This is a genomic window from Methanomassiliicoccus sp. (assembly GCA_033485155.1).
Classification (GTDB): Archaea; Thermoplasmatota; Thermoplasmata; order Methanomassiliicoccales; family Methanomassiliicoccaceae; genus UBA6.
Genome location: JAWQJJ010000006.1, coordinates 40,019 through 63,622, shown reverse-complemented (window position 1 = coordinate 63,622; position 23,604 = coordinate 40,019). Strand labels below are relative to the sequence as shown.

The following is a 23,604-nucleotide window of genomic DNA, read 5'->3' as shown; positions in this document are numbered from 1 at the left end:
GGATCACCTCGACTCCTTTATCAGGCCCATGTATAACTCCTCCAACGGGTTGCCAGCCTCAGAGAACGCAGTTACCTTAAGATCGCTGTCTATGTTCCTTAGAAGTGCATTCCTATCCTCCATGTCTCCCTTGAACTCGACCACGAACTGATTGCTGTGAGAAGGTTCGACGCCAATAACATGAGGTAACTCAGCAAGCTTCTTCAATCGTGCCTCATCAATCTTCTTAATTGTCTCAATTTGTATCCTGCTCACCTCGATGCTTCCTTTCAGCTCCTCCACCGACTTATTAAGCAACAGTTTTCCTCGGTTCATCATCGCCACCGAGTCACATAGACCGTAAACCTCGTTCAGAAGGTGAGAGGACATGAAGACGGTTAGGTCCTGCTCCTTCAAGTCTAAGAGAACCTCACGGACCTCGACCATTCCCCTCGGGTCAAGGCCGGAGGTCGGTTCATCCAGTATAATTATCGAAGGGTCGAACATCAAGGCTTGAGCCAGAGCGACCCTTTGCTTCATTCCTTTGGAGAACGTCCCGATCTTCTTGCTCCTCTCCTTTTCCATCTTGACCAGTTCAAGGACCTCGGTTGATCGTTTTTTAATGTCCTCGCTCTTCATCCCTCTAAGCTTGGCGATGTACTCCAAGCTCTTATCTGGTGTAAGATAAGGGTAGAACTCTGGGGTCTCCACGACTGCCCCTACCTCGGCTAACGCCTTTTTAGGATCGGTTACTACATCAATGCCGTCGAGGTAGGCCTTTCCAGAGGTCGCCTTGGTTAAGTTCGTGAGCATCTTGATTGTGGTTGACTTTCCGGCCCCGTTAGGGCCTAAAAATCCAACAAAGCGATTCTTCTCGATCTTTAGAGATAACGAATCGACGGCGACGAAATCCTGATATGTCTTCGTCAAGCCTTCAATCTCTATTGCATAATCCATGTCTTGCACTCCTTCAGGTTTAGGGACATATTGGTCCGCAACGCACGATTCCCAGCGAGCGATATAACCCGTTCCGGAACATTGGTCCATATTCATGTCAGGAGTTCAGCAGCTATGGGGGCCGATGATAATGATAGAGAGATGACGTTACTGGCCTTGATTTTAAGGGCTTAATCGATATTAACTAGCCTTCGGTACGTCCTAGCATCAGATGGTATAATGTGGCCTACCATTGTTCTGGAACAATGAATAAGCTACTATTCATTTGAAAAGATTGATGGGTGAGGATACATCAAGCGTAAGTCCGAGTACAGATCTAGCAACATCATCATCCAGAACTTATTGGAACGGATTATTAGGAATAACCCTGAAGAGGGGGGGATAGTAAAGACGCACCTTATTCAGACATGCGGCCTCAAGGCATCGACCGCGGAAAAATATCTGGCAAAATTAGAGGAGGCCGGCTACATTGAATCATACGAGGAGCAGTGGGGAGAACGGACCAGAATTCGGTACAAGATCCTCCCTTTGGGCATAGAAAGATACAGCTGGTTCATGAGGATCAACGCTGAATTGTACATTGGGGAGGATGGATTGTGACGCGGAATCATGGGGTGCAGGGAGTCATAGAGTCGGCCGAAGCCGATACTTTAATGCACCTGCGCTATCTGAAGAACGCTATCCTGCGCGGTTTGCAGTTTACCTTGGTCATCATCCTCATTGACATCATTAACGTCACGACTACTACGCTGGAGGGTGGATCGGCGCAGTTTATCCGACAAACATTGAACATATCACCCAACCCGGTGCTTCTAATCGGCTTGATAGCCTCAGCGATAATCCAAGCATATCTTCTGATGCAAATCAGAGCAAACTATGAGCAAATCAAGCAGATCGGGAAGAACCCAGATACTTGGGAAAATGGACAAAAGAGCATTACCGACATAAATTACGACATAGTTAAAGCGATCAATATCTCCCTAAAAGTATGGCCGCTCATCGCTATCCTGTTCGTACTATATTTCCTGGGTTGTCTGTCAATGCTGGTGGATTTAATACTAGGAATTCAAACAGGGATAACTCTTAGCTCATCTACTGCTCTGAATCTAACCACGGTCATCATCTCAGCTTACTTCTTTATAACCCAAACTAACAACTGGAGAGTACAGAGGAAGAGAATGAGGAAGCTAGAGAAGATGGAGAGAGTTGTCTCTGATGAATTGCATATCTGAATGAATGCTTTTTCAACATCATTTTTCTTGAAGTCTCTTCATATTGAAGGTCTGGGTTTTGGAGAAGTATTCTCCTAACGCAATTTCCCGACCCACGGGGCGGGGTCGGGCGATCCTGCCCGATCAGCCAGCCTCCCTAGCTTGAACGGATCGTCACAGTGGCAGGGTCATGGTGCAGATAGGGGATCCGTCCTGGGCCCACAGCAAGTATGCCGTGTACACGCCAGGAGTAAGAGCGTTCTCACTGGTGACGATCTCTGCATAATCGCCCATGCTTATCTTGCCGTCCTCCTTGAGGTCGACGAAGGTGACGGTGAAGGTGGCTCCGCCCTCGACCGGAGTGAAGGTCAGGGCGTTACCGGGTCCGGTGCCGATCACCGCCTGGGCCGATGCCACAACGTCATTGAGGCCGACGACGAACCTGCACTCGGTGAATTCGACATCTCTGCTCATCGTTCCAAGATTGAACTTGATGCTCTTCGCATCCAGGGTCTGGGCGGAAGCGTAGGCTCCGCTGGGTGCGGAGGAGCCTGTCCCTCCGAGGCTCATGGCATAAAGATAAAGGGCCGAAGACAACACGACGGTGATCGCGACCAACAGGATGGTGGCGATGACCGGGGACACACCGGAGCGGTTCTTCCACATCTTCTTCATATCCAACCTTCCACGTCTGGGCGGTGATTCACTTACTGGTCTTTAATGAAGAGTATGTCAAGACCTCCGTCTCATCATGTTGACCGTTCCGATAATGGACGTTCTTTAGACGGACCCTCGGGCCGAAAAGATATATTGCCCAGACTTGCCATTTTCCCGGCGATGTCCGCGACCCGTGCAGCGGCCCCCCTAATCGCTCTGACCATTGTACTGTTCCTTGGACTCAGCTCGGCGAGCGCGGAGTGGGCTGCGGATGTTGACTTCACCGATGCGGTCCACATCAACTTCAACGAATACATCCACGTCACGGTGACGAATAAGGGGGCAGGGGACATGACCATCCGCTCCGTCGCTCTCACCATCAATTGGCCAGGGATGCCCACCTACTACAGCGTGTTCACCGGCTCTGAGGTCATCCCCGCCGGCGGGACCAAGGAGTTCGTTAGCGAGCAGACGAGGATGCCGGTGGAGGCCGAAGGCACGTACTCCGCCTTCGTCACCATCATGGCTGTGGGCGCCGATGGCCAAGCCGTCCAGAAGCAGTTCTACGGCACCATCGACGCGACTAAATTCAGCATCTCGGCCTTCGGCATCCCCGAGGAGGTCTTTGTCCCGATCGTGGTGACCGTGGTCCCCATCCTCGTCATCCTAATCATCTTCCGCCTGGAACGTGCGCCGAGATGGCCCTTCGTGCAGGCTGTACCCCGGTTCGGCGGTCACAGGTCGCGGCGGACATAAGCGTACACGGTATAGGTGGCGAAAAAGATCAGCAGTAGGAGGCTGATGCCCACGATCGTGCCGATCTGGAGAGCAAATCCCACCGACATAACGAACAACGATGCCAGCATCAAGACGAGGTTGATCCTCAGCTCATGGGCCTTCCACCAGGGCCATCGGCTTGTATTGACACCGGTCATGCCTGCGAAATGCCGTTCAGTATTGAATAACTATGGTGTGGCAATCCCGGCAGCGGAACCCTTCCATGAAGCAGAAGCCGAGCGGGTCGGGCTTGGCCAGGCTTTCCAAGCCCAGGCTCTTGGAGCTCCGCTCGGCCATCCATTTCACCCCGCCGATGAAGCTTTCTGAGCGAACGAAACCGTGCTCCATCTCTTTGTTGCACTTGGGACAGTTCATCGAACACTCCGCGGGTTGAACATAGTGGAAGCATATAGATATTTCGAGCTTGAAATAATATTACGATTATCGACTGCCGTTAGGAGAGCGTCGCCGAAGCGAGAATAGTGTTATAAGGTCCCCCTCGGTTCGGCCTATCATGGACAAGGTCGCGGTCAGTCCTTTCAACCCGGTGCTGAAGGGTGCCAAGGTCATCGTCTACGACTCCACCCTTCGCGATGGGGAGCAGACGCCGGGCGTAGCGTTCTCCTCGGAGCAGAAAGCGGTCATCGCCCGAATGCTCGACGATGCCGGTGTCCATCAGATCGAGGCCGGCTTTCCGGCGGTCTCTGAGAACGAGGTCCGCACGATAAGGGCCATCGCCGACATGGGCCTGAAGGCGGATATTCTGGCGCTCTCCAGGGTCACCAAGGGAGATATCGACGCTGCTGTCGACGCCGGCGTGGACATGGTGCTGCTGTTCGTCGGGACATCGGAGATCCATCTCAAACACAAGATGAAGAAGACTCGCGAGGAGGTGCTGTCCATGACCGTCGATGCTCTCGATTATTGTAAAACCAGGGGCATCCCGGCATCGGTCAGCGCCGAGGATACCACCCGGACGGATATTGAGTTCCTCATGGAGTTCTACCGCCAGTCGGAGGCCAATGGGGCCGTGAGGGTCGGCGTGACCGATACCCTAGGGTGCGCCACCCCAGAAGCGATCACTGACCTGGTCACTCGGACTAGGAGGGAGGTCAAGGTGCCTGTGGCCCTGCACCTTCATAACGACTTCGGGCTGGCAACGGCGAACGCCATCGCCGGGGTGAAGGCCGGGGCGGCCGCGGTGACCACCACCGTCAACGGGATCGGGGAGCGCGCAGGGAACGTTCCCCTGGAGCAGTTCGTGGTCGCCCTGAAGTACCTCTACGGCCTGGACATAGGGATCGACTGCACCGTGATGAAGAGACTGTCTGACCACATCTGCCAGGTGTCCGGGCTGCACAAACCGAGGAATCAGCCCCTGGTCGGCACCAACGTGTTCGCCCACGAGTCCGGGATACACGTGGCGGCAATCCTCAACTGCCCCATGACCTACGAGTCCATACCGCCAGAGGCGGTGGGCAACGAGAGACACATCATCATGGGCAAGAAGACCGGGGTCAATTACGTCAAGCGCAGGCTGGAGGAGATGCGCGTGAACGCTACTGACCAGCAGGCGGTAGAGATATGCAAGCGCATCAAGGAGCTGGGTGAAAGGAAGGGGCGGGTCAGCAATGCCGAGTTCAACGACATTGTGGCCCAGGTCATCCCTACAGCTTCACTCTAAGCCCGGCATCGTCCCGCTTGCACTTGCCGAACTCGGCCATCCTCTCAACCTGCTCGCCGGTGAATACCGGACCGTCGGCGCACACCCGCAGGCCGTCAATGACGCAGGAGCCGCACAGCCCGGCGCCGCATTTCATCAGGCGTTCCAACGAGAGCTGGCAAGGTACTTCGTTATCCTTGCAGGCCTTGAGCAGGAATTTGTTCATGACCTCCGGGCCGCAGCCGAGGACGAGGTCGTAGCGCTTCTCCTTCATCATCGTGTCGGCCAGACTGACCACGGTGCCCTTGAGCCCGTAGCTGCCGTCATCGGTGGTTATCCGCACATCGTTGGACACGGAGCGCGCACGTTCCTCGAATATTATCTCCCCGTGGTTGCGCGCTCCGATGGCCACAGCCACCCGGCCAGGGTCGCCGGCGGCCTCCACTGCGGTGATTATGGGGGCCATGCCCACCCCACCACCGACGCACAGGATGCGACCGCCGGATAACCGCCATCCGTTACCGTACGGTCCCCGGATGCCGATGACATCCCCCGGCCGGAGGCACGATAGCGCTTTGGTCGCTTCTCCTACCTCCTTGACCGTGATGCCCGCATGCGGCCCGATGTGAGAAAGAGACATGGGCACCTCATCGACGCCGGGGACCCACACCATGACGAACTGTCCGGGCCTCGCCTCCATGGGGGCGTCGAACACTAGGGTCGTAATGCCCTTTCCGGCCTCGATGCGCTCCCTGACCCTGGTCTCAATGAGCATGGGCCACCCCCACAATCTCCCTCAGGTCACCAAGGTCGTGCGCGCCCATGTAACTCATCAGGCCGTCGGTTATCTCCCTGAACACCGCCAGGCCCTTCCTGCCCACCGCGCTGCCCACCTGGACCGCAGAGGCGCCGGCCATCATGTACTCAAGCACGTCCCCGGATCTCTCAATCCCGCCTACCCCGACAATGGGCAACGCCACCGCCTCATGTAGCTCGTACACGCACCGCAACCCCACGCCTTTGATGGCCGGACCGGAGAGTCCCCCCGTCCGATTGTACAGTATTGGTCGGCGGGCCTCAACGGAGATGGCCATGGCCTTGACGGTGTTCACCGCCACGATGGCATCACCGCCCGCCGCCTCCACCGCCCGGGCGACTTCGACCAGCCGGTGGGTGTTGGGGGTCAGCTTGGCCATCACCGGTATGCCGACCGCGCCCTTGACCGAGGAGACGATCGACCGTACCGCATCGGGGTCGATGCCGACCTCCATGCCGTAGCCCTTAGCATGGGGGCAGGAAAGGTTCAGTTCCACCGCCGCCGCCCCGTAGTCCTCCATCTTGCCAGCGAGGGTTGTGAAGTCCTCGGGGATGGCAGCGAACAGGCTGCCGATGATGGGCACCCTGCTTCTCAGCGCGACCTCCATCTCCTCGGCGAAGGCCTCGATGCCCGGACCGGGCAGCCCCATGGCATTGATGTAGCCGTCCGGCAACTCCACCAGGGTGGGGTTCGGATACCCTTTCCTGGGCTCGAGCCCGATGGACTTGGTGACCAGTCCCCCGGCCCCTGCCTCTGCGACCTTCAGCAGGGATTCCCCTGTCTCTCCCATCACTCCGGACGCCAGGATGGTGGGGTTCCTGAGCTTGATACCGGCAAGGTCCACCTCGAGCGTGGTCATCGCCTGGACCGATTGCGTCCGGGGATGAAAAGCCTTCGGTGCGCGCTTAGTTGTTCGACAGAAGGGGGCGACAGGTGCTTGCGAGATGTGGGTCGGTCGGAGGAAGTCATCCCAGCCGTCGCGGCCTTCCCTACCACCCTTCCATGCGGTAAAAAATGGGCTTGTTTGAGATCGATTCCAGCTCAGGTACGGATGATGAAAAAGTAGGAAGTGGTTTCCGCCGTCACGGTTTGGGGACGGTATCCTCGATGTGGATTGGGGAATCGACATCGACGACACAGTGGTCATCCTCCTCATGCTCCTTTTTGGCGCCGGGGGGCAGGGGGGGTTCTCGTCCCTGCTTGCGCAGGTAGTCATGGATGGCCTCGTGGAGGCCGTCGGCCGCAAGGTTCGAGCAGTGCATCTTCTGGGGCGGCAATCCTCCAAGGTTGTCGGCGACGTCCTTCCGAGTGATCTTCAGCCCCTCATCGAGGGTCTTGCCCCTGGCCAGGTCGGTGACCATGCTGCTGGTGGCGATGGCCGCCCCGCATCCGAATGTCTTGAACTTGACGTCGGTGAGTATATCGTCCTTGACCTTGATGTAGATGTACATCAGGTCCCCGCAGACCGGGTTTCCCACTTCTCCGATCCCATCAGCGTCCGGTATCTCCCCTACGTTGTGCGGGTTGGTGAAATGCTCCATTACCGTCTTAGTGTACTGTGGCGACATTGTAATCCACCTTCTCGTTTAGCGGCGACATCTTTCTCAGGTTCTCCACGACCGGCCCGATGGCCTCTATGAACAGCTCGGCCTCGTTCATGGTATTGAACTTGCTCAGAGATAACCGTAGTGAGCCGTGGCACTGCTCGTGCTTCAGCCCGAGGCTACGTAGGACATGCGAAGGCTCCAAGCTCTTGGTCGAGCATGCCGAGCCGGTCGAGGCGGCGAACCCTCTCATGTCGAGGTGCAGTATCATGCCCTCGCCCTCGATGTAATCGAAGCGGAAATGGGCGTTGTTGCACAGCCGGTTGGCTCCCCTCGGGCCGTTCAGATAGGAGCGGGGTACGGAGCTCAGGGTACCTTCGATGAGGCGATCGCGGACCGCCGACATCTTGGCGACGCTTTCATCCATCTCGCTCATCCCGATCTCGAGCGCCTTGCCCAGCCCGACGATGCCCGGAATGTTCTCGGTCGAGGACCGTAATCCGCGCTCGTGCCCTCCGCCATAGATGATCGGACGAAGCTTCACGCCCTTGCGGACGTAGAGGGCGCCGACCCCCTTCGGGCCGTGGACCTTGTGCGCCGATAGTGACAGGAGATCGATCTTCAGCTTGGACATGTCTAGGGGAACCTTGGTCATTGCCTGGACGGCATCAGTGTGGAATATGGCCCCACCCTCCTTGGCCACTTCGGCCAGCTCCTTGACCGGCTGTATGGTGCCGATCTCGTTGTTCGCGGCCATGATGGACACGAGGGTGGTCTCTTTGGTCATCGCCTCCTTGAGGCTGTCGGGAGATACCCAACCCTCCTCGTTCACCGGCAGGTAGGAGACCTTGAAGCCTTGGGTTTCCAAAAACTGGCAGGTATGCAGGATGGCGTGGTGCTCGACCTTGGAGGTGATAATGTGACGGCCTTTGCTGGCGAGAGCGTAGGCCGCCCCTTGTATCGCCAGGTTGTCCGATTCCGTTCCTCCCGAGGTGAAGATGATGTCTCTGGCCGCGGTCCCGAGGGCCGCTCCGACCCTCTCCCTGGCCAATTCCATCGCATCATAGGCATCTTGCCCGAAGGAGTGCAGGGAGGATGCATTGCCATAATGCTCGGTGAAGAAGGGCAGCATCTCTTCCAGGACCCGGGGGTCCACCTTGGTGGTGGCGCTGTTATCGAAATATACTCTCTCCATCAGCTCACCTTTTATCCATGGGGGCATAATCCAATGGGTTATAAATAACAATCGTTAATTCCAATGCTGATGCCCTCATATGGATAATGGACGGACCCGATGGATAAAAAGGGTTTCTACGCGATAATTTTCTCTAAGCCTTGGGCGATCGTCCTCCGATCGCTGGCCAGGAAATCCTGATGCCCCCGTCGCCGGGACCGTGCGGGAGCGTTAGACTCGAGGTGGGCAGCGCCAATATTCCGAAGGACGCCGAATGGCACTTTATAGATGAGAAAGACGTAAAATACTTGGACGCTTGAGGGACCCTCATGATGGTCAAAATGCTCCTTCCTCAGAACGATGCGGATGCTCGGCGCATCGTATCACAGTTCAAGAGCGATGGTATTGCCTCTCTCTCCACCGAGGGGATGCACTTCGGCTTCATCCGCCAGGTCGGGGAAGAGAAGGGCAGAATCGTCTTAGTCGCCGACGTCACCGAGCCGGATTGGGTCGCGTGGATCAAAGATAACGCCGGAGAGGGGGAGCAGTTCAGGATATTGTCGCCAGGAGGTTAATGCCGGGCATGGACGATGCCGGATCCAAAACATATCCGAACGAATGGCTTGCCCGGGGGGAGGCGCTCGGTACCTTCGATGAGGCATGCTTGATCACCCAGCAGCAAGAAGGATGATCGGTGGATTTTCGCTCGCACGGACTACACTCGAGCCGATGCGCAAGGATTTTCATCCGGTTGACAGCATACTGTGAAATAGACCGATCGGAATGCCAGGAGCGATCATGGACGTCGAACGACTGCGACAGGATTTTCCCATCTACTCATCGGCAGAAAAGGACATCATCTACCTGGATAACGCCTGCCAGGCCATGAGGCCGAGGCAGGTCATCGATGCCATGAACGAGTACTATCTAGAGTATCCGGCCTGCGGCGGGAGATCGGTCCACCGTCTTGCGACTAGAGTATCGGTGAAGGTGGAGGAGGCCAGAGAGAAGGTGGCCGCGTTCATCGGCTGTTCCGACCCCTCGTGCGTGATCTTCACCAAAAACTGCACTGAGTCCCTCAATATCGTCGCCAAGGGCTATCGGTTCCCCAAGGGCGCGGCGGTGCTCACCACGGACATGGAGCACAACAGCAATCATGTTCCCTGGCTCCAGCGGCGGGCCGAGGGCAGGATCAAGCACCGCATGGTCCCCACTCCGCCGTCTGGGCTGTTCGACATGGAGGCGTTCAAGGCGGCCCTCACCGCCGATGTAGCCATGGTCTCCATGGCCCACACCAACAACGTGACCGGCACGACCCTCCCGGTGAAGGAGATAATAAGGATGGCTCACGACCGGAAGGCGGTGGTGATGCTCGACGGAGCGCAGTCGGCCCCTCACCGCAAGATCAACGTCGAGGATCTAGATGTCGATATGTTCGCCTTCTCCGCCCACAAGATGCTGGGGCCATCGGGTGTGGGGGTGCTGTACGCCAAGAAGGAGCTGTTGGGCAAGATCGAACCGCTCCTCGGCGGGGGCGGAAGCGTCGGGACCACCGACTATGAGGGTGTGGAGTTCCTGCCCCCTCCCGAGCGGTTCGAGGCCGGCCTCCTCAATTATTCAGGGGTCATCGGCACGGGAGCGGCGGTCGACTACCTGAGCGCCATCGGGATGGATGAGGTGGCCGAGCATGAGAAGGGCCTCAATCGGATGATGACCAAGGGGGTCAAGGACCTGGATGCGCTGACCATCCTCGGTCCGAGAGATGCCGCCCTGCGAGATGGGATCTTCCCGTTCAACATCCGGGGGATGACCTCTCACGACGTGGCCATGATCATTGATGAGATCGCCAAGGTCCAGATCCGGTCGGGGATGCACTGTATGCATCCCTTCTTCCGCTCCAGGGGCATCGACGGCTGCGCCAGGGCCTCGTTCTATATCTATAACAATGAGCAGGAGTGCAGGAAGGTCATCGATGCGCTCCATCACATCGTCGAGACCTTCTCCAGCTGAACCTTCCCCGCCGAGGAACGGATCAGTAGCACGTCGTCCCGGCCGACCTCGAGCCGGTCGACCGCCTGCCCATCTATGATCAATGTGACTGCTTCGTAGAAACCCGCTATCCCTCTCCGCCGACCCTCGTTTATCTCGATGGTCCCTGTGCTGATCGAAAATGTGACCTGCTGATCAGAGATCATGGCGCCCATGTCGACCGCCATCTCGGCGGTGGCTTCGTTCCGCTGGAGGTCCGAGATCACAGACGACAGGGTGGATGCCCCCTCCATGTCGACCGCTTCCTCAGCCTTACGGTCCAAGCCAGCGAAGGCCGCCATGATGACCGTCAGCACCGCCAGTCCGGCAATCACCATCCATACTCTTGACATCACAAACTCCATCATCCCACAACCTCCACGACCGCCACCATTCTCCCCTGGACCATGGCGCATTCCACCGACAGACGGTGCTCCCCGCCCACTAGCCTCAGGGTCCGCATATCGGAGGAGGTCATCCTTGCCGGTGGGTCCTCCGGCACCATGGTGGCGAAGGGGAGACCATCGCAGGTGCATCGGATGGTCATCGACGAGGGTCGTTCCAGTTCGCCTCCGACCTCGAGAGCGAGCAGGTATCTGTCGACGCTCCAGGGAAGCGTTAGGACAATGATCCTGCGGTTACCTTCTCCCGCAGACATTGTCTCCTCGACCGTGCTTAACAAATGTTCCGACGCCGATACCAGCATGGAGCGGGCGGTGGAGCGCTCATAGCTCTCCACACTTCCCATGACCACCGGGACGGTCAGGGATACGAGGAGGGACATGATGAGGAGCCTTAGGGGAAGGCCTTCCAACGCCCTCCGGTCCCACCTCTTCATGAGATCACTCCGAGATGACCGGGACGGTGAGGGTGCTGTCCGCCCCCATCCCGCCCTTGGTGACGGTCACGGTGATGAAGCCCACGGACCGGCCGGTCTGGGAAGCGGTGAGGCTGGTGAATACGACCTTGCCAGAGGCGTCTGTCGTCCCATGGACCTGCTTGCCTGCTGAGGTCTTGATATCGCACCCGTCCAGGACGACGGTGGCGTCCTTGACCGGCTCGCCGTTCTGGTCCATAGCGGTGATGGTCAGCATGATGCCGGCCTTGGAATACACGCCGTCCTTGTCGCCATCACTGAGAACGATCTCGGTGGGGTTCGAGTACACGGCATCGATCGTGCTCGGCGCCCTAATGCCGCCCATCCACCCCAGGATGATGGCCGTTCCCAACCCCGCGACGACCACCATGATCATCAGCTGAAGGGGCAGTCCCTCGATCCCCCCGTTCCTATCCTTTCGGATGCTCTTGGTGAAATACCTCATGGTTCTCCCGCCCCTCTAGGCACGGGAGAGGTATCTCTTCCCAATGGCTACACTGACGCTACGCCGTTCATGACAGCAATATCTCTTCCACCGTCGAGTACTGCGGTCCGCATTTGGTGAGAATGCTTTTCTTGAGCCGGATGCGGTCCACGAATATCGTGCCGAACTCGTTGTGGGCATTGTTGTCTATGAGCTGGCGGAGCACGGGATTGGATGCTTCAACCTTGGTCCGGGCCATGGTCAGATGGGGGGCGAAAGGCCTCCTCTCCCGCTCGAAGCCCTGTCGGGAAAGCGACTCATCGAGCCGGGTGGCCATGGTCCCCATGGGCAGGGTATCGTTCATCCCGACCCAGATGACTCTGATGCGGTTCTTGGTGGGGAACGCTCCGGCCCCCTTAAGCTGGACCTCGAACGGCTCGATCCCCTGTGCCGCCTCCTTCATCGTGTCCACGATCCCCTGGACCTTGGATTCCGGCGTTTCCCCCAGGAACTTCAGGGTTATGTGAATCTGCCCGGGGTCTACCACCTTTAGGGTGGGATCTGCGGTTTTCAGGGAAATGATGAGGTCCTCGATCTCCCTGATCCTGGCAAGGTCTATCGATATGAAGGCTCGGAACGACATTCTTATCCCCTGGTAATCACCACCAATAGGGCTTCAAGGTGTCGGCTCTCCGGAATCCATCAATCGCGGGACGATTATCATTATAAACGATGCTGAGGGGGCGTTGTCCGCCCGAAACCATTCGAAACCCTAATAACATTAACCTGTATTGCTCCCTTAATGCTTCACGATCTCATTATCATCGGCGCTGGACCGGCAGGGCTCACCGCGGGCGTTTACGCACGTACGAGAAAACTGACCACCCTCATCATCGACGCGACCGCCGCCGGTGGCCAGTTGGCCAGTTTGTACCCGGAAAAAAGCATCGAGAACTGGCCGGGATACGTGAGCACCGATGCTGGGCATCTGTCCAACAACCTCATCAACCACGCCGTGTCGATGGGGTGCATTATCCGGGACCACGAACGCGCTTCCGGGCTCGAGGACAAAGACGGCCACCTGCTCGTGCGCACGGACAGGGGAGCTTACGAGACTAAGGCGGTCATTCTCGCCACCGGGATGGGTCTTTTCAAGCCCAAGAGGATCGGAGCGAAGGGCGAAGAGAGGTTTGAGAACAAGGGCATCTACTACAAGATGCCCGAGAAGGAGTACCTGCTCGGCAAGGAAGTCATCTTCGTAGGGGGAGGCAACTCCGCGCTGGAGATGGCCCTCCTAGCGTGCGAGAACTCGGAAACCTGCATCGTTCACCGCCGGGACACCTTCCGGGCGGACGAGGCGGTCGTGGAGAGGGTCCACAACTCCGAGATCGAGACGGTCATGAACGCCGAGGTCGTGGAGATCAAAGGCGCCGATCGGGTCGAGAGCGTGGTCCTGAAGCAGAATGGGAAGCTTATCGAGCGCAAGGCCGACGCCGTCGTGGTCAACATCGGCACCTCTAACGAGGCTGACGACTTGAAGAAGTGGGGGGTGGAGCTGGAGGAGGGCCTCATCAGGGTAGACACCGACATGTGCACCTCCCGCCGCGGGGTCTTCGCCTGCGGCGATGCCGTCGCCTACAAGGGCAAGTACAAGCAGATCGTGGTCGCCTGCGGGGAGGCGGCCATCGCGTCCAACAGCGCCTACAAGTTCATCAAGGAGCCATACTGGGCCAAGTGATCCTCAGGCGTGGTAACCGCCGATCCTCCACCGGAGATAGATGGTGGCGATGAGGACCAGGCCGATGGAGAAGCCCAGGCCAATGACGTTGGCTATCGGCCCGATGCGAGTCTCGAACAGCTCCCCAAATGACGCGAACATGTTGAAGGTAGAGTGCATCAGGATCGCAAAGATGAGGAACGGCCACCAGTGGTCGGCGTACGATTTTGCCCTGGCCACCCCATAGCCGGAGATGGAAGTGGCGGAGGCGTGCATCAGGAGCGATGACACACTGCGGATGATCGCCAGAGTTATGAACGCGGCAAAGCCGCCGGTGAACAGCGCGGTGCCCTCATACAGGAAGTTCTCGGTGGCCGCGAACCCGAGGCCGCAGGCAGCCCCGAAGACCAGGCCGTTGCGCGGCCGCCAGATGTACCGGGAGAACCGCAGAACGACCATTGCCTTGACGAACTCCTCGATGATGGGCGCGATCGCGATGATGATGATGAAGGTGATGAAGTTCGGGTTCCGGACGAAGAAGTCATATTCCCTTATGACCGCCGAGCTGAGTATTCCCGCCGCGGCGATCTCCAGCACGGTGGCGGCGATGACGGCGATAACCGCTCCGCCCAGGAAGGTAAGGAAGAGGTCATCCCACCTCTCCTTGCGCCCCCGCTCCCCCCATCGTATCCAGATCAAGGCAAGAACGGCCGGCACGTACGCTGCTGACAAAAGTGTCAGAACAGACAGCAAGTACCCGGGCAACATCCGGCAGAGGTAGCGACAACGTGGCTATAAACACCGCTGATAAGGGAATGAATATAACAAAATCGGGAAGGGTGGAGCGGAGCTCCAGTTGGAAACAGATCCGGGTTTACTCGTCCACGGTGATGGCGTTGTTCGGGCACTCGTCCACGCAAGCGCCGCAGTCAACGCAGTCCTTCTCGTTGACAACCGCTACATCGGTAACCTTAATGGCCGACTGGGGACAGACGTCCTCACAAGCTCCGCATCCAACACACTCGTCAGCGTTGATCTTCGCAACCAAGTCTAACACCTCAGATAATTTGGTCCACTCAATCTGATGAATCTATAAAAAGTATTCCCCTGCCGACCATTCGATGAACAAAAATGAGGAAAAAAGGGGTTTGCCATTCACGAGAACAGATTGAAACGAAAATCGTAGCCATCCATTCTCACCAGGTTGGGCAGCTCCCCCTTGCCAATGAGATGGAAGGCATACCGTATGACAGCCTCGTAGAACTCGCAGTATGGGCTCTTCTCCATCACCGTCCCCGTCTCGCTATACACCTCCCCGGGGCAGGGCGCGCCGCAGATGTTCCTCAGGACGCAATCCGAACATACGGGGATGTCCTCGGCCCACCGGGAGCGCACCGCCGTTAGCTGCGGCGATCTCACCGCCCTCTCCACCCCGCCCTTCTCGAAGACGCTGGAGGTGCTGAAGTCCTTGATGCCGAGGAACTCCGAGCATGGGTAGATGGAACCGTCAGAGGCAACGGAGACGAAGCACCGGCCTCCACCGCAGGGAGTGATGTCACACATCAGCCTGCGGCCTTGCGGAGCGACGATGCCCAGGATCAGGTTGGAGAAGTCGCCGATAGTGATCCGCCGCCCCTCCTTGGTCCTAGCCACCGCCCGGTCCACCGCCTGGGTGAACTTGGGAATGAGTACATCATTGGGGGGCCTCAGGGACCTCGCCACCTCCTGGGTGCCGCGGACCGGGTTCATGAGGACCGAGGGAACCTTCCGGTCGGCAAGGAAGTCGATCATCTCCGGCAGGGTGGTCACATTCATCGAGCTGATGGTGCATATGACGCTCATATTGCGGTAGCCGTCGAGGTGCTCGATGGCGTGGACCGCCCGGTCAAAGGTACCTCCACCTCCCCGGAGAGGCCGGATACGGTCGTTCACCTCCCGGAACGGTGAGTCTAGTGATATGCCGAGGGAGACCCGGTGATCCATGAAGTGATCGGCGTCCTTATCCTCCAGATGATATCCATTGGTCTGAATGCCGAAGATGAACTCGTCGGCGCGGTCGACCACGATCCTTTTTAGGACGTCCTTCACCAACAGGGGCTCGCTGCCATGGAACACGATGACCGGCTTCTTGCCCTTCTTGGCCACCGAGCCAGGATAGTTCTGGAAGAAGTCATGCAAGTTATCCAAGGCCAGGGAGACCTCCTCATAGGTCATGTGATGCCCCTGTCCCCGCAGGTCGTCGGGAAGGTAGCAGTACCGGCAGCTGGCGTTGCACCTGCCGGTCGGATTGAAGTATACGGCGCTGAACCGCTCCTCCGATCGGAACTGCCTCAGCTCGCTCCGCATGCTCTCGGCATGCTGTGCGTACACCGGAAGAACGTCCTCCCGGAGCGCTTTACTGAGGTCCTTGTCCTTCGCCACCAGGGCCCAGAACATGCTCTCCGGCTCGATGAATGCATACCAGTCTCCCACATCAAGCAACTGGAGGTGGGGGCCCGTTCCCGAGTTGAGCCCGAACGGCTTCATAGCTATCGCTGTGTTGTCATCAGATATCATCGTCTCTCACCTTACAGAAAAAGGTTGGAAAGGGGTTTGATCAGAAGGGGAGTTCGCCCTGCTCATCATATATGATGTAGTGCGAGAGCCCGTTCCCATCGACCTTGCATTCCATGCGGCACATTACTACGCTCATTTTCTTACCTCATAGTTGGATGTATAATCCAACATAGCGGTTTAGCCTGAATTATATTATAAATAAATTGCTATCGTCCAGTTTTAGTTGGATGTATACACCTACACGTTTTACTGGTTGGACAGTTCTTGCCCCGGCGGCGGGGCACGGCGGCAAGATGATTGAAATATATTCACCCTGTTCCCGTAGCCATGCAGTACGTTTCCGGGAAGGTCCTCACCTCGGGCGGTTTCCGGGATGGCCATGTCGGTTTCGAGGATGGTCTGATAAAGGAGGTCGGCAGCGGCAGGGCAAGGGAGAGCGTTGCCGAGGGCATCATCGTTCCTACATTCACCAACGCCCATACCCACATCGCCGACTACGTCGTGCCGGTGGACCTCTCCCTTTCCTTGGCTGAAGTGGTGGCACCTCCCAACGGACTGAAGTATCGGGTGCTGGCCAACACTCCCGAGGATAAGCAGCGGGAAGCCATCGCCCACATGTCCGAGCTCATGTTCCGCCGGGGGATCTCCTCCTTCGCCGACTTCCGGGAGGGTGGGGTCCGGGGTGCCCGCCTGATGTCCTCGGCCAAATGGGCCAGACCGCACGTGCTGGGCAAGCCGCAGGCTCCGCGGTTCGATCAAGAGGAGATCGATGCGCTGCTCAAGTTCACCGACGGGATCGGTCCGTCGGCGGTATCGGACTGGGACTACGAGGAGCTAAGGGAGTTGGCGCAGTTCGTCAGATCGAGGGGCAAGACCTTCGCCATCCATTGCTCCGAGAGGATACGGGAGGATCTTGACAAGGTACTTGACCTTAAGCCTTCCTATATCATTCACATGACCCAGGCCACCGATGCGGATCTGGAACGATGCGCCCAGTTGGAGCTGCCAGTGGTGGTGTGCCCCCGGTCCAACATGTTCTTCGGCATGGCCCCGCCCCTGGCAAGGATGATCAGGACCGGGGTGTCGGTAGCCCTGGGCACGGACAACGCGATGATTTCCATGCCCGACCTCTTCGTGGAGATGGAATTCGCAGCAAGGATACTCCGACAGCAAGGAATCACTCGCCTAGACTGCGTTTTAGAGATGGCTTCCAGTAATGGGCGAAAAATTATAAATCAGAGCCAACTGTTAGAGTTTGAACCAGAGAGAACATGCGACCTCATGGTCGTGCGTTCGAAGCATGGGGAACCCCTCACCGACCTGGTACTGCGCACAGCGGGTGAGGAGCCGTTATTGGTCTGCGCAGGTGAAAGGACGTGGAGAGGAACACGATGAACAGGTTCAACAAGATACTGATACCGACCGATGGGAGCGAGAACACCAAGGCAGCCATCGCCCAGGGGCTTGAACTGGCCAAGGCCATGGGAGCCGAGGTAACGGCCCTTTACGTCGTCGATCAGGCGTCCTTCGTCAACTTCCCCATGGACGCGACCGTGGTCAGCATTTACTCCCTCCTGGAGAAAGAGGGCAAGGATGCGGTCGATTATGTGGTCGGGGAAGGAGAGAAGCTCGGGGTCAAGGTCGAACCCAAGGTCGTCGAGGGCAACCCGGCGAAGAAGATCGTCGACGAGGCCGAGAACTACGACCTCGTGGTGATGGGTACCCTCGGCCGCACCGGCATCTCCAAGCTCCTGCTGGGCAGCGTCGCCGAGAGGGTGGTGCGGTTCGCCCCGGTCCCCGTCCTGGTCGTGAGGACTGAACCTACGCCGGAGGAGAAGAAATGACCACAGTAGACAAGGTGATGTCCCACAACCCCATCACCGCCGAGATCCCCGGTTCCCGAAATGACGTCCTCAAGCTCATGGTCAAGCATAACCTCACCGGAGTTCCCATCATAAAGAAGGCCGATGGCTCCCTGGTGGGAATGATCACCCGCCAAGATATCTTCCAGAACCCTGAGGAGGACCAGCTCGCCATGGTCATGAACCGTGAGCCCCTTACGCTGTCCCCTCAGGACACCGTGGAACATGCCGCGTCCCTTATCGTGAAGACCAAGGTCACCCACTACCCGGTGATAGAGAACGGTAAACTGGTAGGCATCCTCACCCCCACCGACCTTCTGTATGAGGTGGAAAAGAGGGCCTCGGGGATACCCGTGGAAGAGCTTGCGCTCTCTCCTTGCGTTCCCATCTATCAGGACGCTCCCCTAAGGGTCGCCCTCGTCACCTTCAGGGCCTCCAGGGTCAACGCGCTTCCGGTCCTGGATGCCTCCGGACGCCTCTCCGGCATACTGACTGACCGCGACGTTTTCAACAAGAGCCTGATCAACGGCTCCATTGCCCTCACGGCCCTGGGCATCGGGGGGGACGAGGATGAATGGACCTGGGAGGGGCTCAGGAACGTCATGAAGCTGTGGTTCGAGGTCTCGAAGATCGATGTCCCCGCCATCCCGGTGAGGGACATCATGATCCGATCACCCACAACCGTCTTTAGGAAGACCAGCGTATCGGAGGCCGCTCGGACCATGAGGCGCAACGACTTCGGGCAGATGCCAGTGGTGGACTCCAAGGACAACCTGGTGGCCATGCTGTACGATGTCAACGCCATTTCCATCCTGGCTCAATAGACGTTCGGACCCATAGAAGAGGTAATTACAATGGATGCATCAGACGTTCTCTCGCTGTGCAAGCGCAGGGGTTTCCTTTACCCCTCTTTCGAGATCTACGGCGGTGTCGCCGGCATGTATGACTACGGCCCCCTGGGCACCGCGATGAGGAACAATATCGTGGAAATATGGAGAAGATTGTACACCCTGGGGGAGGGCTTCGTGGAGATCGACTCGGAGACCATCGGTCCGGAGATCGTGTTCAAGGCCTCCGGGCACGTGGACGAGTTCGCCGACAAGATGGTGAAGTGCAAGTCGTGCGAGGAGGCGCATCGGGCCGACCACCTGGTCAAGGACCTGCACCCTAACCCCGGCATCCTGAAGGAGAAGGAATTGGACGAGCTCATAAGGAAGAATGACGTGACCTGCCCGACCTGCGGCGGCGAGCTCTCCTCGGTGGAGGAGTTCAACCTTATGTTCAAGACCGTGATCGGTCCGGGGTCCGGCAGGGTCGGCTACCTCAGGCCGGAGACGGCGCAGGGCATCTTCGTCAACTTCCCGAACCTATACCGCTACAACCGGGAGAAGCTTCCCCTTGGCGTCATCCAGGTGGGCCGTGGCTACCGCAACGAGATCTCGCCCCGTCAGGGCGTCATCCGCATGCGGGAGTTCAACATGATGGAGTGCGAGCTCTTCGTGGACCCGGAGGACAAGACCTGGCCTCGCTTCGATGACATCAAGGAGGAGAGGTTGAGGCTCTTCACCAACGACCACCGCGAGCTAGAGCTGACGGTCGGGGAAGCAGTGGCCCAAGGGGTCATCTGCAACCAGGTGCTGGCGTACTTCGTATGGTTCACCCAGGAGTTCCTCAAATCGGTGGGCGTGGACGGCGAGCGGCTTCGCTTCCGGCAGCATGAGAAGGATGAGATGGCCCACTACGCCGCGGACTGCTGGGATGCCGAGGCACTGCTGAGTTTTGGCTGGACGGAGATCGTGGGCATCGCCGACCGGGGGTGCTGGGACCTCTCCCGGCACATCAAATTCTCCGGGGTCGACATGTCCGCGTTCAAGCGGTTCGACACCCCCCACGAAGTGGAGAGGGACGCCATCAAGCCGAAGTATGGTCTGCTGGGCCCCAAGTTCAAGGCCCTGGGGGCCAAGATTGGCAAGGCCCTGGAGGCCACCGACCCGGCGATGATAGAGAACGACACCGTGACCGTGGAGATCGATGGGCAGAAGCATGCCATCGGCAGGGAGATGTTCGACATCGTCCGAGTCAAGGAGAAGGTCTCGGGGGTCAAGGTCATACCCCACGTCATCGAGCCCTCGCACGGTCTCGACCGCATCACCTACACCTGCCTGGAGCACGCCTATGCCAAGAAGGGGGACATGGAGATGCTGAAGCTCAGCGCCGCGGTGGCCCCCATCAAGTTCGGGGTGTTCCCGCTGATGGCCAGGGATGACCTGGACAAGGTGGCCATGGATATCGACCAGGAGATCCGGTACAGCGGCATCGAGACCTACTATGACGACTCCGGGTCCATCGGTCGGCGGTACGCCAGGATGGATGAGGTAGGGACCCCCTATTGCATAACGGTGGACTACCAGTCCCTCGAGGACGGTTCCGTGACCTTGAGGGAAAGGGACAGCCAGTCCCAGGTCCGGGTCACCATCAAGGACCTGCCCCTGGTCACTCGGGCCGTGCTCTGCGGGGCCAACATCGACCAGTTCGTGGTCCCCTCGAACAGCGAGTGACCTCAAACCGTTCCTTTTCTTTTCCGGCGGCCCTCGGGCCGCCGGCATACAATTTAGCAACATTGGCAGCCAAGGTTCAATAGCTTGGACGGTGTTTTACGCACCAGGAACGAGACTTCGCCGCACAGGCGAAAACCTCTTCGTAGATGTCCCAAGCGACTGGAGAGAAACAATGAACGCACAGGAGATAGCGGGAATCAAGAAGAGGGAGCAGATCAGGTCGAGGATCGAGGCGATTGATCTCAGCGACCTGATGTCCAAGGGGTTCGAACATGTCAGCCCCGAGGAGCAGCTCTCGGACGTGCTTAAGAAAATGGGACAGCTCGACCTGCACGAGATGCCGGTCAGCCTGGATGGTAAGAGATTGATGGGCGTTGTCAGCTACGGCACGCTGCTGAAGAGGCGGAACCTCCCCATCACTACCAAGGCCGGTTCCATCGCCGTCATGCCGCAGGAGATCACCCCGGACACCTTGGTGACCGAGGTGGCCGAGGCATTCATGACCTCCGGGTACCGGCAGATACCCATCGTCCGGGGTCAGATCATACAAGGTATCATCTCCCGCACGGACATGGTCAAGCTCATCCTGGGTATCAAGGAGCTACGCGAGCTGAAGGTCGAGGATGTCATGACCGAGGATGTCCAGACGGTCGGCTCGGAGGATCCCGTGGAGGCAGCCCTGCTGTCCATGAAGAACCTCACCATCCGCACCCTACCAGTGGTGGACGGGGCTAACCGCCTTACCGGCATCATCGGCATCAAGCAGGTGGCGAACTACAACTGGAGGGAGAGAAAGCGGGAGACCGTGGGAGAGATAACTGGGGACAACAGCCCGGTCAAGGTCAACGTGTCCTCGGTCCAGCTGGATTCGGTGGTCACGGTCGAGAAGGGCGCCGACCTCGGGAGGGCGGTGGAGCTGATGCTCGACCACAAGGTCTCCACCCTGCCGGTGGTCGATGATCAGGACCTCGTGGGCATCATCACCAAGTACGACATCATCGAGCTACTGGCCTCATTCCGCCAGCGGGACATGGTGTACACCCAGATCACCGGCCTGGACTCGGAGGACAAGTTCGCCGCGGAGCAGATGGAGAAGGACATCACCGCCTCGCTGCAGAAAATCGCCAAAATATCGAGGCCCATGCTGTTCACTCTGCACGTGACCAAGTACAACGCCCAGGCGACCACCAACAAGTACTCGCTCAACGGACGCCTGATCACCGAGAACAAGGTGTGGGTGGCATCCGCGGTGGACTGGGACCTCAACAAGGCTACCGTCGACCTCATGCAGCGCCTGGAGCGCATGGTGGTGGAGCGGAAGGAGGAGAAGATCGACCACCGCAAGAAGGCGCGGAACATCGGGCACAGCTGAGCCGCGAAGACCGATCAAACCCCTTCCTTTTTTTCGTACTGGTCATCGACCATGGGCCACACCATAAATACACGTGGCTACGCTGTTAATCATCGGGCTGAAGTGCGCTCCCGACAACGTTCGGCACCGGCGGGGGCGGAGCCAGTTCCGCATTAGGAGGTTTTTGATGCCAGCTGAGGAATTGGTAGGAGTGAACAGGAAGGAAAGGATCAGGACCGAGGTCGACAGCATGGGCCTAGATACGCTCATGAGCGAGAAGTTTGAGACGTTCTCGCCGACGGACACGGTCAACGACATACTGAAGAGGATGAGGGACCTGGACATCCATGAGGTCCCGGTCGCCGCCGAAAAGAAGAGATTGATGGGCGTGGTCAGCTACGGCACGCTGCTGAAGAGGAGGAACCTGTCCATAGATGCCAAGGCGGATACGGTCATGGTCATGCCCCAGCTCGTCACCCCATCGACCCCGGTCACAGAGGTGGCGGAACTGTTCATCAATTCCGGTTTCAGGGAGGTACCGGTGCAGAACAACGGCTCGATCGTGGGAATGGTCTCCCGATCGGACCTGCTGAGGGTGGTACGGGAGATCAGGGAGCTGCAGAGGATACCGGTCGGCGAGATCATGTCCCCCGACGTCAAGAGCGTGAAGCTCGACACCAGCGCCAGGGACGCGGTCAAGCTCATGAGCATCCTGGACGTCCGAGTCCTCCCGGTGGTCGACAACAACGGCAGGATCGTTGGGGTCGTGGGGATAAAGGACATCGCCAACATGAACTGGTACGAGAGGATCAGGCAGACAGTGGGCGAGGCCAACGGGGAGAAGGACCCGGTCGACGTGACGGTCGGCTCGGTAGCGGTGGAGCCGGCGGTGGTCGCTCCGCCGACCATGGAACTGGGGGAGGCGGCGAGGATCATGCTGGACCGCGGCATCTCCACCCTGCCGGTGGTCGAGGGGGGCGAGATGAGGGGGATCGTGACCAAATACGATCTGGTCGCGCTCATCGCCTCCCTCCGCCAAAGGAGCATGATGTACACCCAGATCTCCGGTCTGAGGGATGATGACCGGTTCGCCCAGGACATGATGATGAAGGAGATCGAGCTGTCGATGAAGAAGATCTCGCCGATCGCAACGCCGATGCTGTTCGATCTGCACGTCGGGATGTACAACGACGAGGGGCTGAACTACAAGTACTCGTTGCACGGCCGGCTGACCACCGACGATCGGGTGTTCACCGCCAGCTCGGTGGATTGGGACCTTATACGCGCAACGGCGGACCTCATGCGGACCTTCGAGCGGCGGGTCATCGAGCACAAGGAGCTGAAGCTGGAGCACCGGCGGAAGACGCGCAACATCGGCCACAGCTATTGACCGGCCCCTTTCCCATTTTTTCCTATCGGGCAAGCCAACCGTTAGGTCGCTCTCGCCGCTCG

28 protein-coding genes are annotated in these 23,604 nt (G+C 58.4%); 13 read left to right on the top strand and 15 right to left on the bottom strand.

Annotated elements, in window-relative coordinates; genetic code table 11:
• Window positions 1-3: 3 nt before the first annotated feature.
• Window positions 4-936 (bottom strand): ABC transporter ATP-binding protein, encoded by a 933-nt coding sequence (locus SA339_09760; GenBank protein MDW5563499.1) that lies wholly within the window; start codon window positions 934-936, stop codon window positions 4-6.
• Window positions 937-1,278: 342 nt separating this feature from the next.
• Here SA339_09760 and SA339_09755 point away from each other — a divergent pair, with 342 nt between their 5' ends.
• Complete coding sequence (locus tag SA339_09755) at window positions 1,279-1,536, top strand: hypothetical protein (protein MDW5563498.1); 258 nt, start codon at window positions 1,279-1,281, stop codon at window positions 1,534-1,536.
• Window positions 1,533-2,168, top strand: coding sequence for a hypothetical protein (locus tag SA339_09750; GenBank protein ID MDW5563497.1), 636 nt, complete (start codon window positions 1,533-1,535; stop codon window positions 2,166-2,168). The genes SA339_09755 and SA339_09750 overlap by 4 nt, the downstream gene beginning before the upstream one ends.
• A gap of 153 nt (window positions 2,169-2,321) precedes the next feature.
• Here SA339_09750 and SA339_09745 read toward each other — a convergent pair whose 3' ends face one another.
• Window positions 2,322-2,822, bottom strand: coding sequence for a type IV pilin N-terminal domain-containing protein (locus SA339_09745; GenBank protein MDW5563496.1), 501 nt, complete (start codon window positions 2,820-2,822; stop codon window positions 2,322-2,324).
• A 162-nt stretch (window positions 2,823-2,984) separates the two neighbouring features.
• Between SA339_09745 and SA339_09740 the strand changes: the two genes are divergently transcribed.
• Entirely contained in the window at window positions 2,985-3,560 is a 576-nt protein-coding gene (locus SA339_09740; GenBank protein ID MDW5563495.1) for a hypothetical protein, read from the top strand.
• Here SA339_09740 and SA339_09735 read toward each other — a convergent pair.
• Entirely contained in the window at window positions 3,539-3,739 is a 201-nt protein-coding gene (locus tag SA339_09735) for a hypothetical protein (GenBank protein MDW5563494.1), read from the bottom strand. The two genes, SA339_09740 and SA339_09735, sit on opposite strands and share 22 nt — an antisense overlap.
• 16 nt (window positions 3,740-3,755) lie before the next feature.
• Complete coding sequence (locus SA339_09730; GenBank protein MDW5563493.1) at window positions 3,756-3,956, bottom strand: PF20097 family protein; 201 nt, start codon at window positions 3,954-3,956, stop codon at window positions 3,756-3,758.
• 139 nt (window positions 3,957-4,095) lie between these two features.
• Here SA339_09730 and aksA point away from each other — a divergent pair, with 139 nt between their 5' ends.
• Complete coding sequence (aksA, locus tag SA339_09725; protein MDW5563492.1) at window positions 4,096-5,265, top strand: homoaconitate hydratase; 1,170 nt, start codon at window positions 4,096-4,098, stop codon at window positions 5,263-5,265.
• Here the strand turns inward: aksA and SA339_09720 are convergent.
• The 4 genes from SA339_09720 to nifS all read right to left on the bottom strand — a co-directional run bounded on the left by SA339_09720 (window position 5,249) and on the right by nifS (window position 8,800).
• Window positions 5,249-6,019, bottom strand: a complete 771-nt coding sequence (locus SA339_09720) for a dihydroorotate dehydrogenase electron transfer subunit (GenBank protein MDW5563491.1) — start codon at window positions 6,017-6,019, stop codon at window positions 5,249-5,251. The genes aksA and SA339_09720 overlap by 17 nt on opposite strands.
• Window positions 6,009-6,920 (bottom strand): dihydroorotate dehydrogenase, encoded by a 912-nt coding sequence (locus tag SA339_09715; GenBank protein ID MDW5563490.1) that lies wholly within the window; start codon window positions 6,918-6,920, stop codon window positions 6,009-6,011. The genes SA339_09720 and SA339_09715 overlap by 11 nt, the downstream gene beginning before the upstream one ends.
• A 223-nt stretch (window positions 6,921-7,143) precedes the next feature.
• A complete protein-coding gene (gene nifU / locus SA339_09710; GenBank protein MDW5563489.1) occupies window positions 7,144-7,629 on the bottom strand; it encodes a Fe-S cluster assembly scaffold protein NifU in 486 nt (161 codons plus the stop codon).
• Window positions 7,610-8,800, bottom strand: coding sequence for a cysteine desulfurase NifS (gene nifS / locus SA339_09705; protein MDW5563488.1), 1,191 nt, complete (start codon window positions 8,798-8,800; stop codon window positions 7,610-7,612). Before nifS ends, nifU begins: the two co-directional genes overlap by 20 nt.
• Window positions 8,801-9,108: 308 nt before the next feature.
• On the opposite strand from nifS, the gene SA339_09700 reads away from it, so the two are divergent.
• Complete coding sequence (locus tag SA339_09700; GenBank protein MDW5563487.1) at window positions 9,109-9,354, top strand: hypothetical protein; 246 nt, start codon at window positions 9,109-9,111, stop codon at window positions 9,352-9,354.
• Between the two features lie 223 nt (window positions 9,355-9,577).
• On the top strand, window positions 9,578-10,789 hold the full coding sequence (locus tag SA339_09695; protein ID MDW5563486.1) for a cysteine desulfurase: 1,212 nt from the start codon (window positions 9,578-9,580) through the stop codon (window positions 10,787-10,789).
• On the opposite strand, the gene SA339_09690 is transcribed toward SA339_09695, so the two are convergent.
• The 4 genes from SA339_09690 to thpR form a co-directional block, all read right to left on the bottom strand.
• Complete coding sequence (locus SA339_09690) at window positions 10,762-11,175, bottom strand: hypothetical protein (GenBank protein MDW5563485.1); 414 nt, start codon at window positions 11,173-11,175, stop codon at window positions 10,762-10,764. The two genes, SA339_09695 and SA339_09690, sit on opposite strands and share 28 nt — an antisense overlap.
• A complete protein-coding gene (locus SA339_09685) occupies window positions 11,172-11,645 on the bottom strand; it encodes a hypothetical protein (GenBank protein ID MDW5563484.1) in 474 nt (157 codons plus the stop codon). The genes SA339_09690 and SA339_09685 overlap by 4 nt, the downstream gene beginning before the upstream one ends.
• A 4-nt stretch (window positions 11,646-11,649) precedes the next feature.
• The gene (locus SA339_09680) at window positions 11,650-12,129 is read right to left on the bottom strand and encodes a hypothetical protein (GenBank protein MDW5563483.1); all 480 of its coding nucleotides are present in this window, start codon (window positions 12,127-12,129) and stop codon (window positions 11,650-11,652) included.
• Window positions 12,130-12,196: 67 nt separating this feature from the next.
• Window positions 12,197-12,751, bottom strand: a complete 555-nt coding sequence (gene thpR, locus SA339_09675) for an RNA 2',3'-cyclic phosphodiesterase (GenBank protein MDW5563482.1) — start codon at window positions 12,749-12,751, stop codon at window positions 12,197-12,199.
• Between the two features lie 159 nt (window positions 12,752-12,910).
• On the opposite strand from thpR, the gene SA339_09670 reads away from it, so the two are divergent.
• Entirely contained in the window at window positions 12,911-13,846 is a 936-nt protein-coding gene (locus SA339_09670; protein ID MDW5563481.1) for an NAD(P)/FAD-dependent oxidoreductase, read from the top strand.
• Between the two features lie 3 nt (window positions 13,847-13,849).
• Here the strand turns inward: SA339_09670 and SA339_09665 are convergent, their stop codons facing one another.
• The 3 genes from SA339_09665 to cbpB all read right to left on the bottom strand — a co-directional run bounded on the left by SA339_09665 (window position 13,850) and on the right by cbpB (window position 16,351).
• On the bottom strand, window positions 13,850-14,593 hold the full coding sequence (locus tag SA339_09665; GenBank protein MDW5563480.1) for a PrsW family glutamic-type intramembrane protease: 744 nt from the start codon (window positions 14,591-14,593) through the stop codon (window positions 13,850-13,852).
• Window positions 14,594-14,699: 106 nt separating this feature from the next.
• A complete protein-coding gene (locus SA339_09660) occupies window positions 14,700-14,873 on the bottom strand; it encodes a 4Fe-4S binding protein (GenBank protein MDW5563479.1) in 174 nt (57 codons plus the stop codon).
• A 107-nt stretch (window positions 14,874-14,980) separates the two neighbouring features.
• Window positions 14,981-16,351 carry a peptide-modifying radical SAM enzyme CbpB gene (cbpB, locus tag SA339_09655; GenBank protein MDW5563478.1) on the bottom strand — a complete coding sequence of 457 codons (1,371 nt, stop codon included), beginning with the start codon at window positions 16,349-16,351 and terminating at the stop codon, window positions 14,981-14,983.
• A 357-nt stretch (window positions 16,352-16,708) separates the two neighbouring features.
• On the opposite strand from cbpB, the gene SA339_09650 reads away from it, so the two are divergent.
• From SA339_09650 to SA339_09625, 6 genes are all read left to right on the top strand, one after another.
• Window positions 16,709-17,776, top strand: a complete 1,068-nt coding sequence (locus tag SA339_09650; protein ID MDW5563477.1) for an amidohydrolase family protein — start codon at window positions 16,709-16,711, stop codon at window positions 17,774-17,776.
• Complete coding sequence (locus SA339_09645; protein ID MDW5563476.1) at window positions 17,773-18,225, top strand: universal stress protein; 453 nt, start codon at window positions 17,773-17,775, stop codon at window positions 18,223-18,225. Before SA339_09650 ends, SA339_09645 begins: the two co-directional genes overlap by 4 nt.
• Window positions 18,222-19,067, top strand: coding sequence for a CBS domain-containing protein (locus SA339_09640; GenBank protein ID MDW5563475.1), 846 nt, complete (start codon window positions 18,222-18,224; stop codon window positions 19,065-19,067). The genes SA339_09645 and SA339_09640 overlap by 4 nt, the downstream gene beginning before the upstream one ends.
• A 30-nt stretch (window positions 19,068-19,097) precedes the next feature.
• Window positions 19,098-20,801 (top strand): glycine--tRNA ligase, encoded by a 1,704-nt coding sequence (gene glyS / locus SA339_09635; GenBank protein MDW5563474.1) that lies wholly within the window; start codon window positions 19,098-19,100, stop codon window positions 20,799-20,801.
• A gap of 172 nt (window positions 20,802-20,973) precedes the next feature.
• Window positions 20,974-22,173 (top strand): CBS domain-containing protein, encoded by a 1,200-nt coding sequence (locus SA339_09630; protein ID MDW5563473.1) that lies wholly within the window; start codon window positions 20,974-20,976, stop codon window positions 22,171-22,173.
• A 166-nt stretch (window positions 22,174-22,339) separates the two neighbouring features.
• Window positions 22,340-23,542 carry a CBS domain-containing protein gene (locus SA339_09625; GenBank protein MDW5563472.1) on the top strand — a complete coding sequence of 401 codons (1,203 nt, stop codon included), beginning with the start codon at window positions 22,340-22,342 and terminating at the stop codon, window positions 23,540-23,542.
• The last annotated feature ends 62 nt before the right edge of the window (window positions 23,543-23,604 follow it).

Bases quoted from the DNA above. Each gene is read 5' to 3' on its own strand.
- SA339_09760 (MDW5563499.1), bottom strand. From the start codon at position 936: ATGGATTATGCAATAGAGATTGAAGGCTTGACGAAGACATATCAGGAT.
- SA339_09745 (MDW5563496.1), bottom strand. From the start codon at position 2,822: ATGAAGAAGATGTGGAAGAACCGCTCCGGTGTGTCCCCGGTCATCGCC.
- SA339_09740 (MDW5563495.1), top strand. From the start codon at position 2,985: ATGTCCGCGACCCGTGCAGCGGCCCCCCTAATCGCTCTGACCATTGTA.
- SA339_09735 (MDW5563494.1), bottom strand. From the start codon at position 3,739: ATGACCGGTGTCAATACAAGCCGATGGCCCTGGTGGAAGGCCCATGAG.
- SA339_09730 (MDW5563493.1), bottom strand. From the start codon at position 3,956: ATGAACTGTCCCAAGTGCAACAAAGAGATGGAGCACGGTTTCGTTCGC.
- aksA (MDW5563492.1), top strand. From the start codon at position 4,096: ATGGACAAGGTCGCGGTCAGTCCTTTCAACCCGGTGCTGAAGGGTGCC.
- SA339_09720 (MDW5563491.1), bottom strand. From the start codon at position 6,019: ATGCTCATTGAGACCAGGGTCAGGGAGCGCATCGAGGCCGGAAAGGGC.
- SA339_09715 (MDW5563490.1), bottom strand. From the start codon at position 6,920: ATGACCACGCTCGAGGTGGACCTTGCCGGTATCAAGCTCAGGAACCCC.
- nifU (MDW5563489.1), bottom strand. From the start codon at position 7,629: ATGTCGCCACAGTACACTAAGACGGTAATGGAGCATTTCACCAACCCG.
- nifS (MDW5563488.1), bottom strand. From the start codon at position 8,800: ATGGAGAGAGTATATTTCGATAACAGCGCCACCACCAAGGTGGACCCC.
- SA339_09700 (MDW5563487.1), top strand. From the start codon at position 9,109: ATGATGGTCAAAATGCTCCTTCCTCAGAACGATGCGGATGCTCGGCGC.
- SA339_09695 (MDW5563486.1), top strand. From the start codon at position 9,578: ATGGACGTCGAACGACTGCGACAGGATTTTCCCATCTACTCATCGGCA.
- SA339_09690 (MDW5563485.1), bottom strand. From the start codon at position 11,175: ATGATGGAGTTTGTGATGTCAAGAGTATGGATGGTGATTGCCGGACTG.
- SA339_09685 (MDW5563484.1), bottom strand. From the start codon at position 11,645: ATGAAGAGGTGGGACCGGAGGGCGTTGGAAGGCCTTCCCCTAAGGCTC.
- SA339_09680 (MDW5563483.1), bottom strand. From the start codon at position 12,129: ATGAGGTATTTCACCAAGAGCATCCGAAAGGATAGGAACGGGGGGATC.
- thpR (MDW5563482.1), bottom strand. From the start codon at position 12,751: ATGTCGTTCCGAGCCTTCATATCGATAGACCTTGCCAGGATCAGGGAG.
- SA339_09670 (MDW5563481.1), top strand. From the start codon at position 12,911: ATGCTTCACGATCTCATTATCATCGGCGCTGGACCGGCAGGGCTCACC.
- SA339_09665 (MDW5563480.1), bottom strand. From the start codon at position 14,593: ATGTTGCCCGGGTACTTGCTGTCTGTTCTGACACTTTTGTCAGCAGCG.
- cbpB (MDW5563478.1), bottom strand. From the start codon at position 16,351: ATGAAGCCGTTCGGGCTCAACTCGGGAACGGGCCCCCACCTCCAGTTG.
- SA339_09650 (MDW5563477.1), top strand. From the start codon at position 16,709: ATGCAGTACGTTTCCGGGAAGGTCCTCACCTCGGGCGGTTTCCGGGAT.
- SA339_09645 (MDW5563476.1), top strand. From the start codon at position 17,773: ATGAACAGGTTCAACAAGATACTGATACCGACCGATGGGAGCGAGAAC.
- SA339_09640 (MDW5563475.1), top strand. From the start codon at position 18,222: ATGACCACAGTAGACAAGGTGATGTCCCACAACCCCATCACCGCCGAG.
- glyS (MDW5563474.1), top strand. From the start codon at position 19,098: ATGGATGCATCAGACGTTCTCTCGCTGTGCAAGCGCAGGGGTTTCCTT.
- SA339_09630 (MDW5563473.1), top strand. From the start codon at position 20,974: ATGAACGCACAGGAGATAGCGGGAATCAAGAAGAGGGAGCAGATCAGG.
- SA339_09625 (MDW5563472.1), top strand. From the start codon at position 22,340: ATGCCAGCTGAGGAATTGGTAGGAGTGAACAGGAAGGAAAGGATCAGG.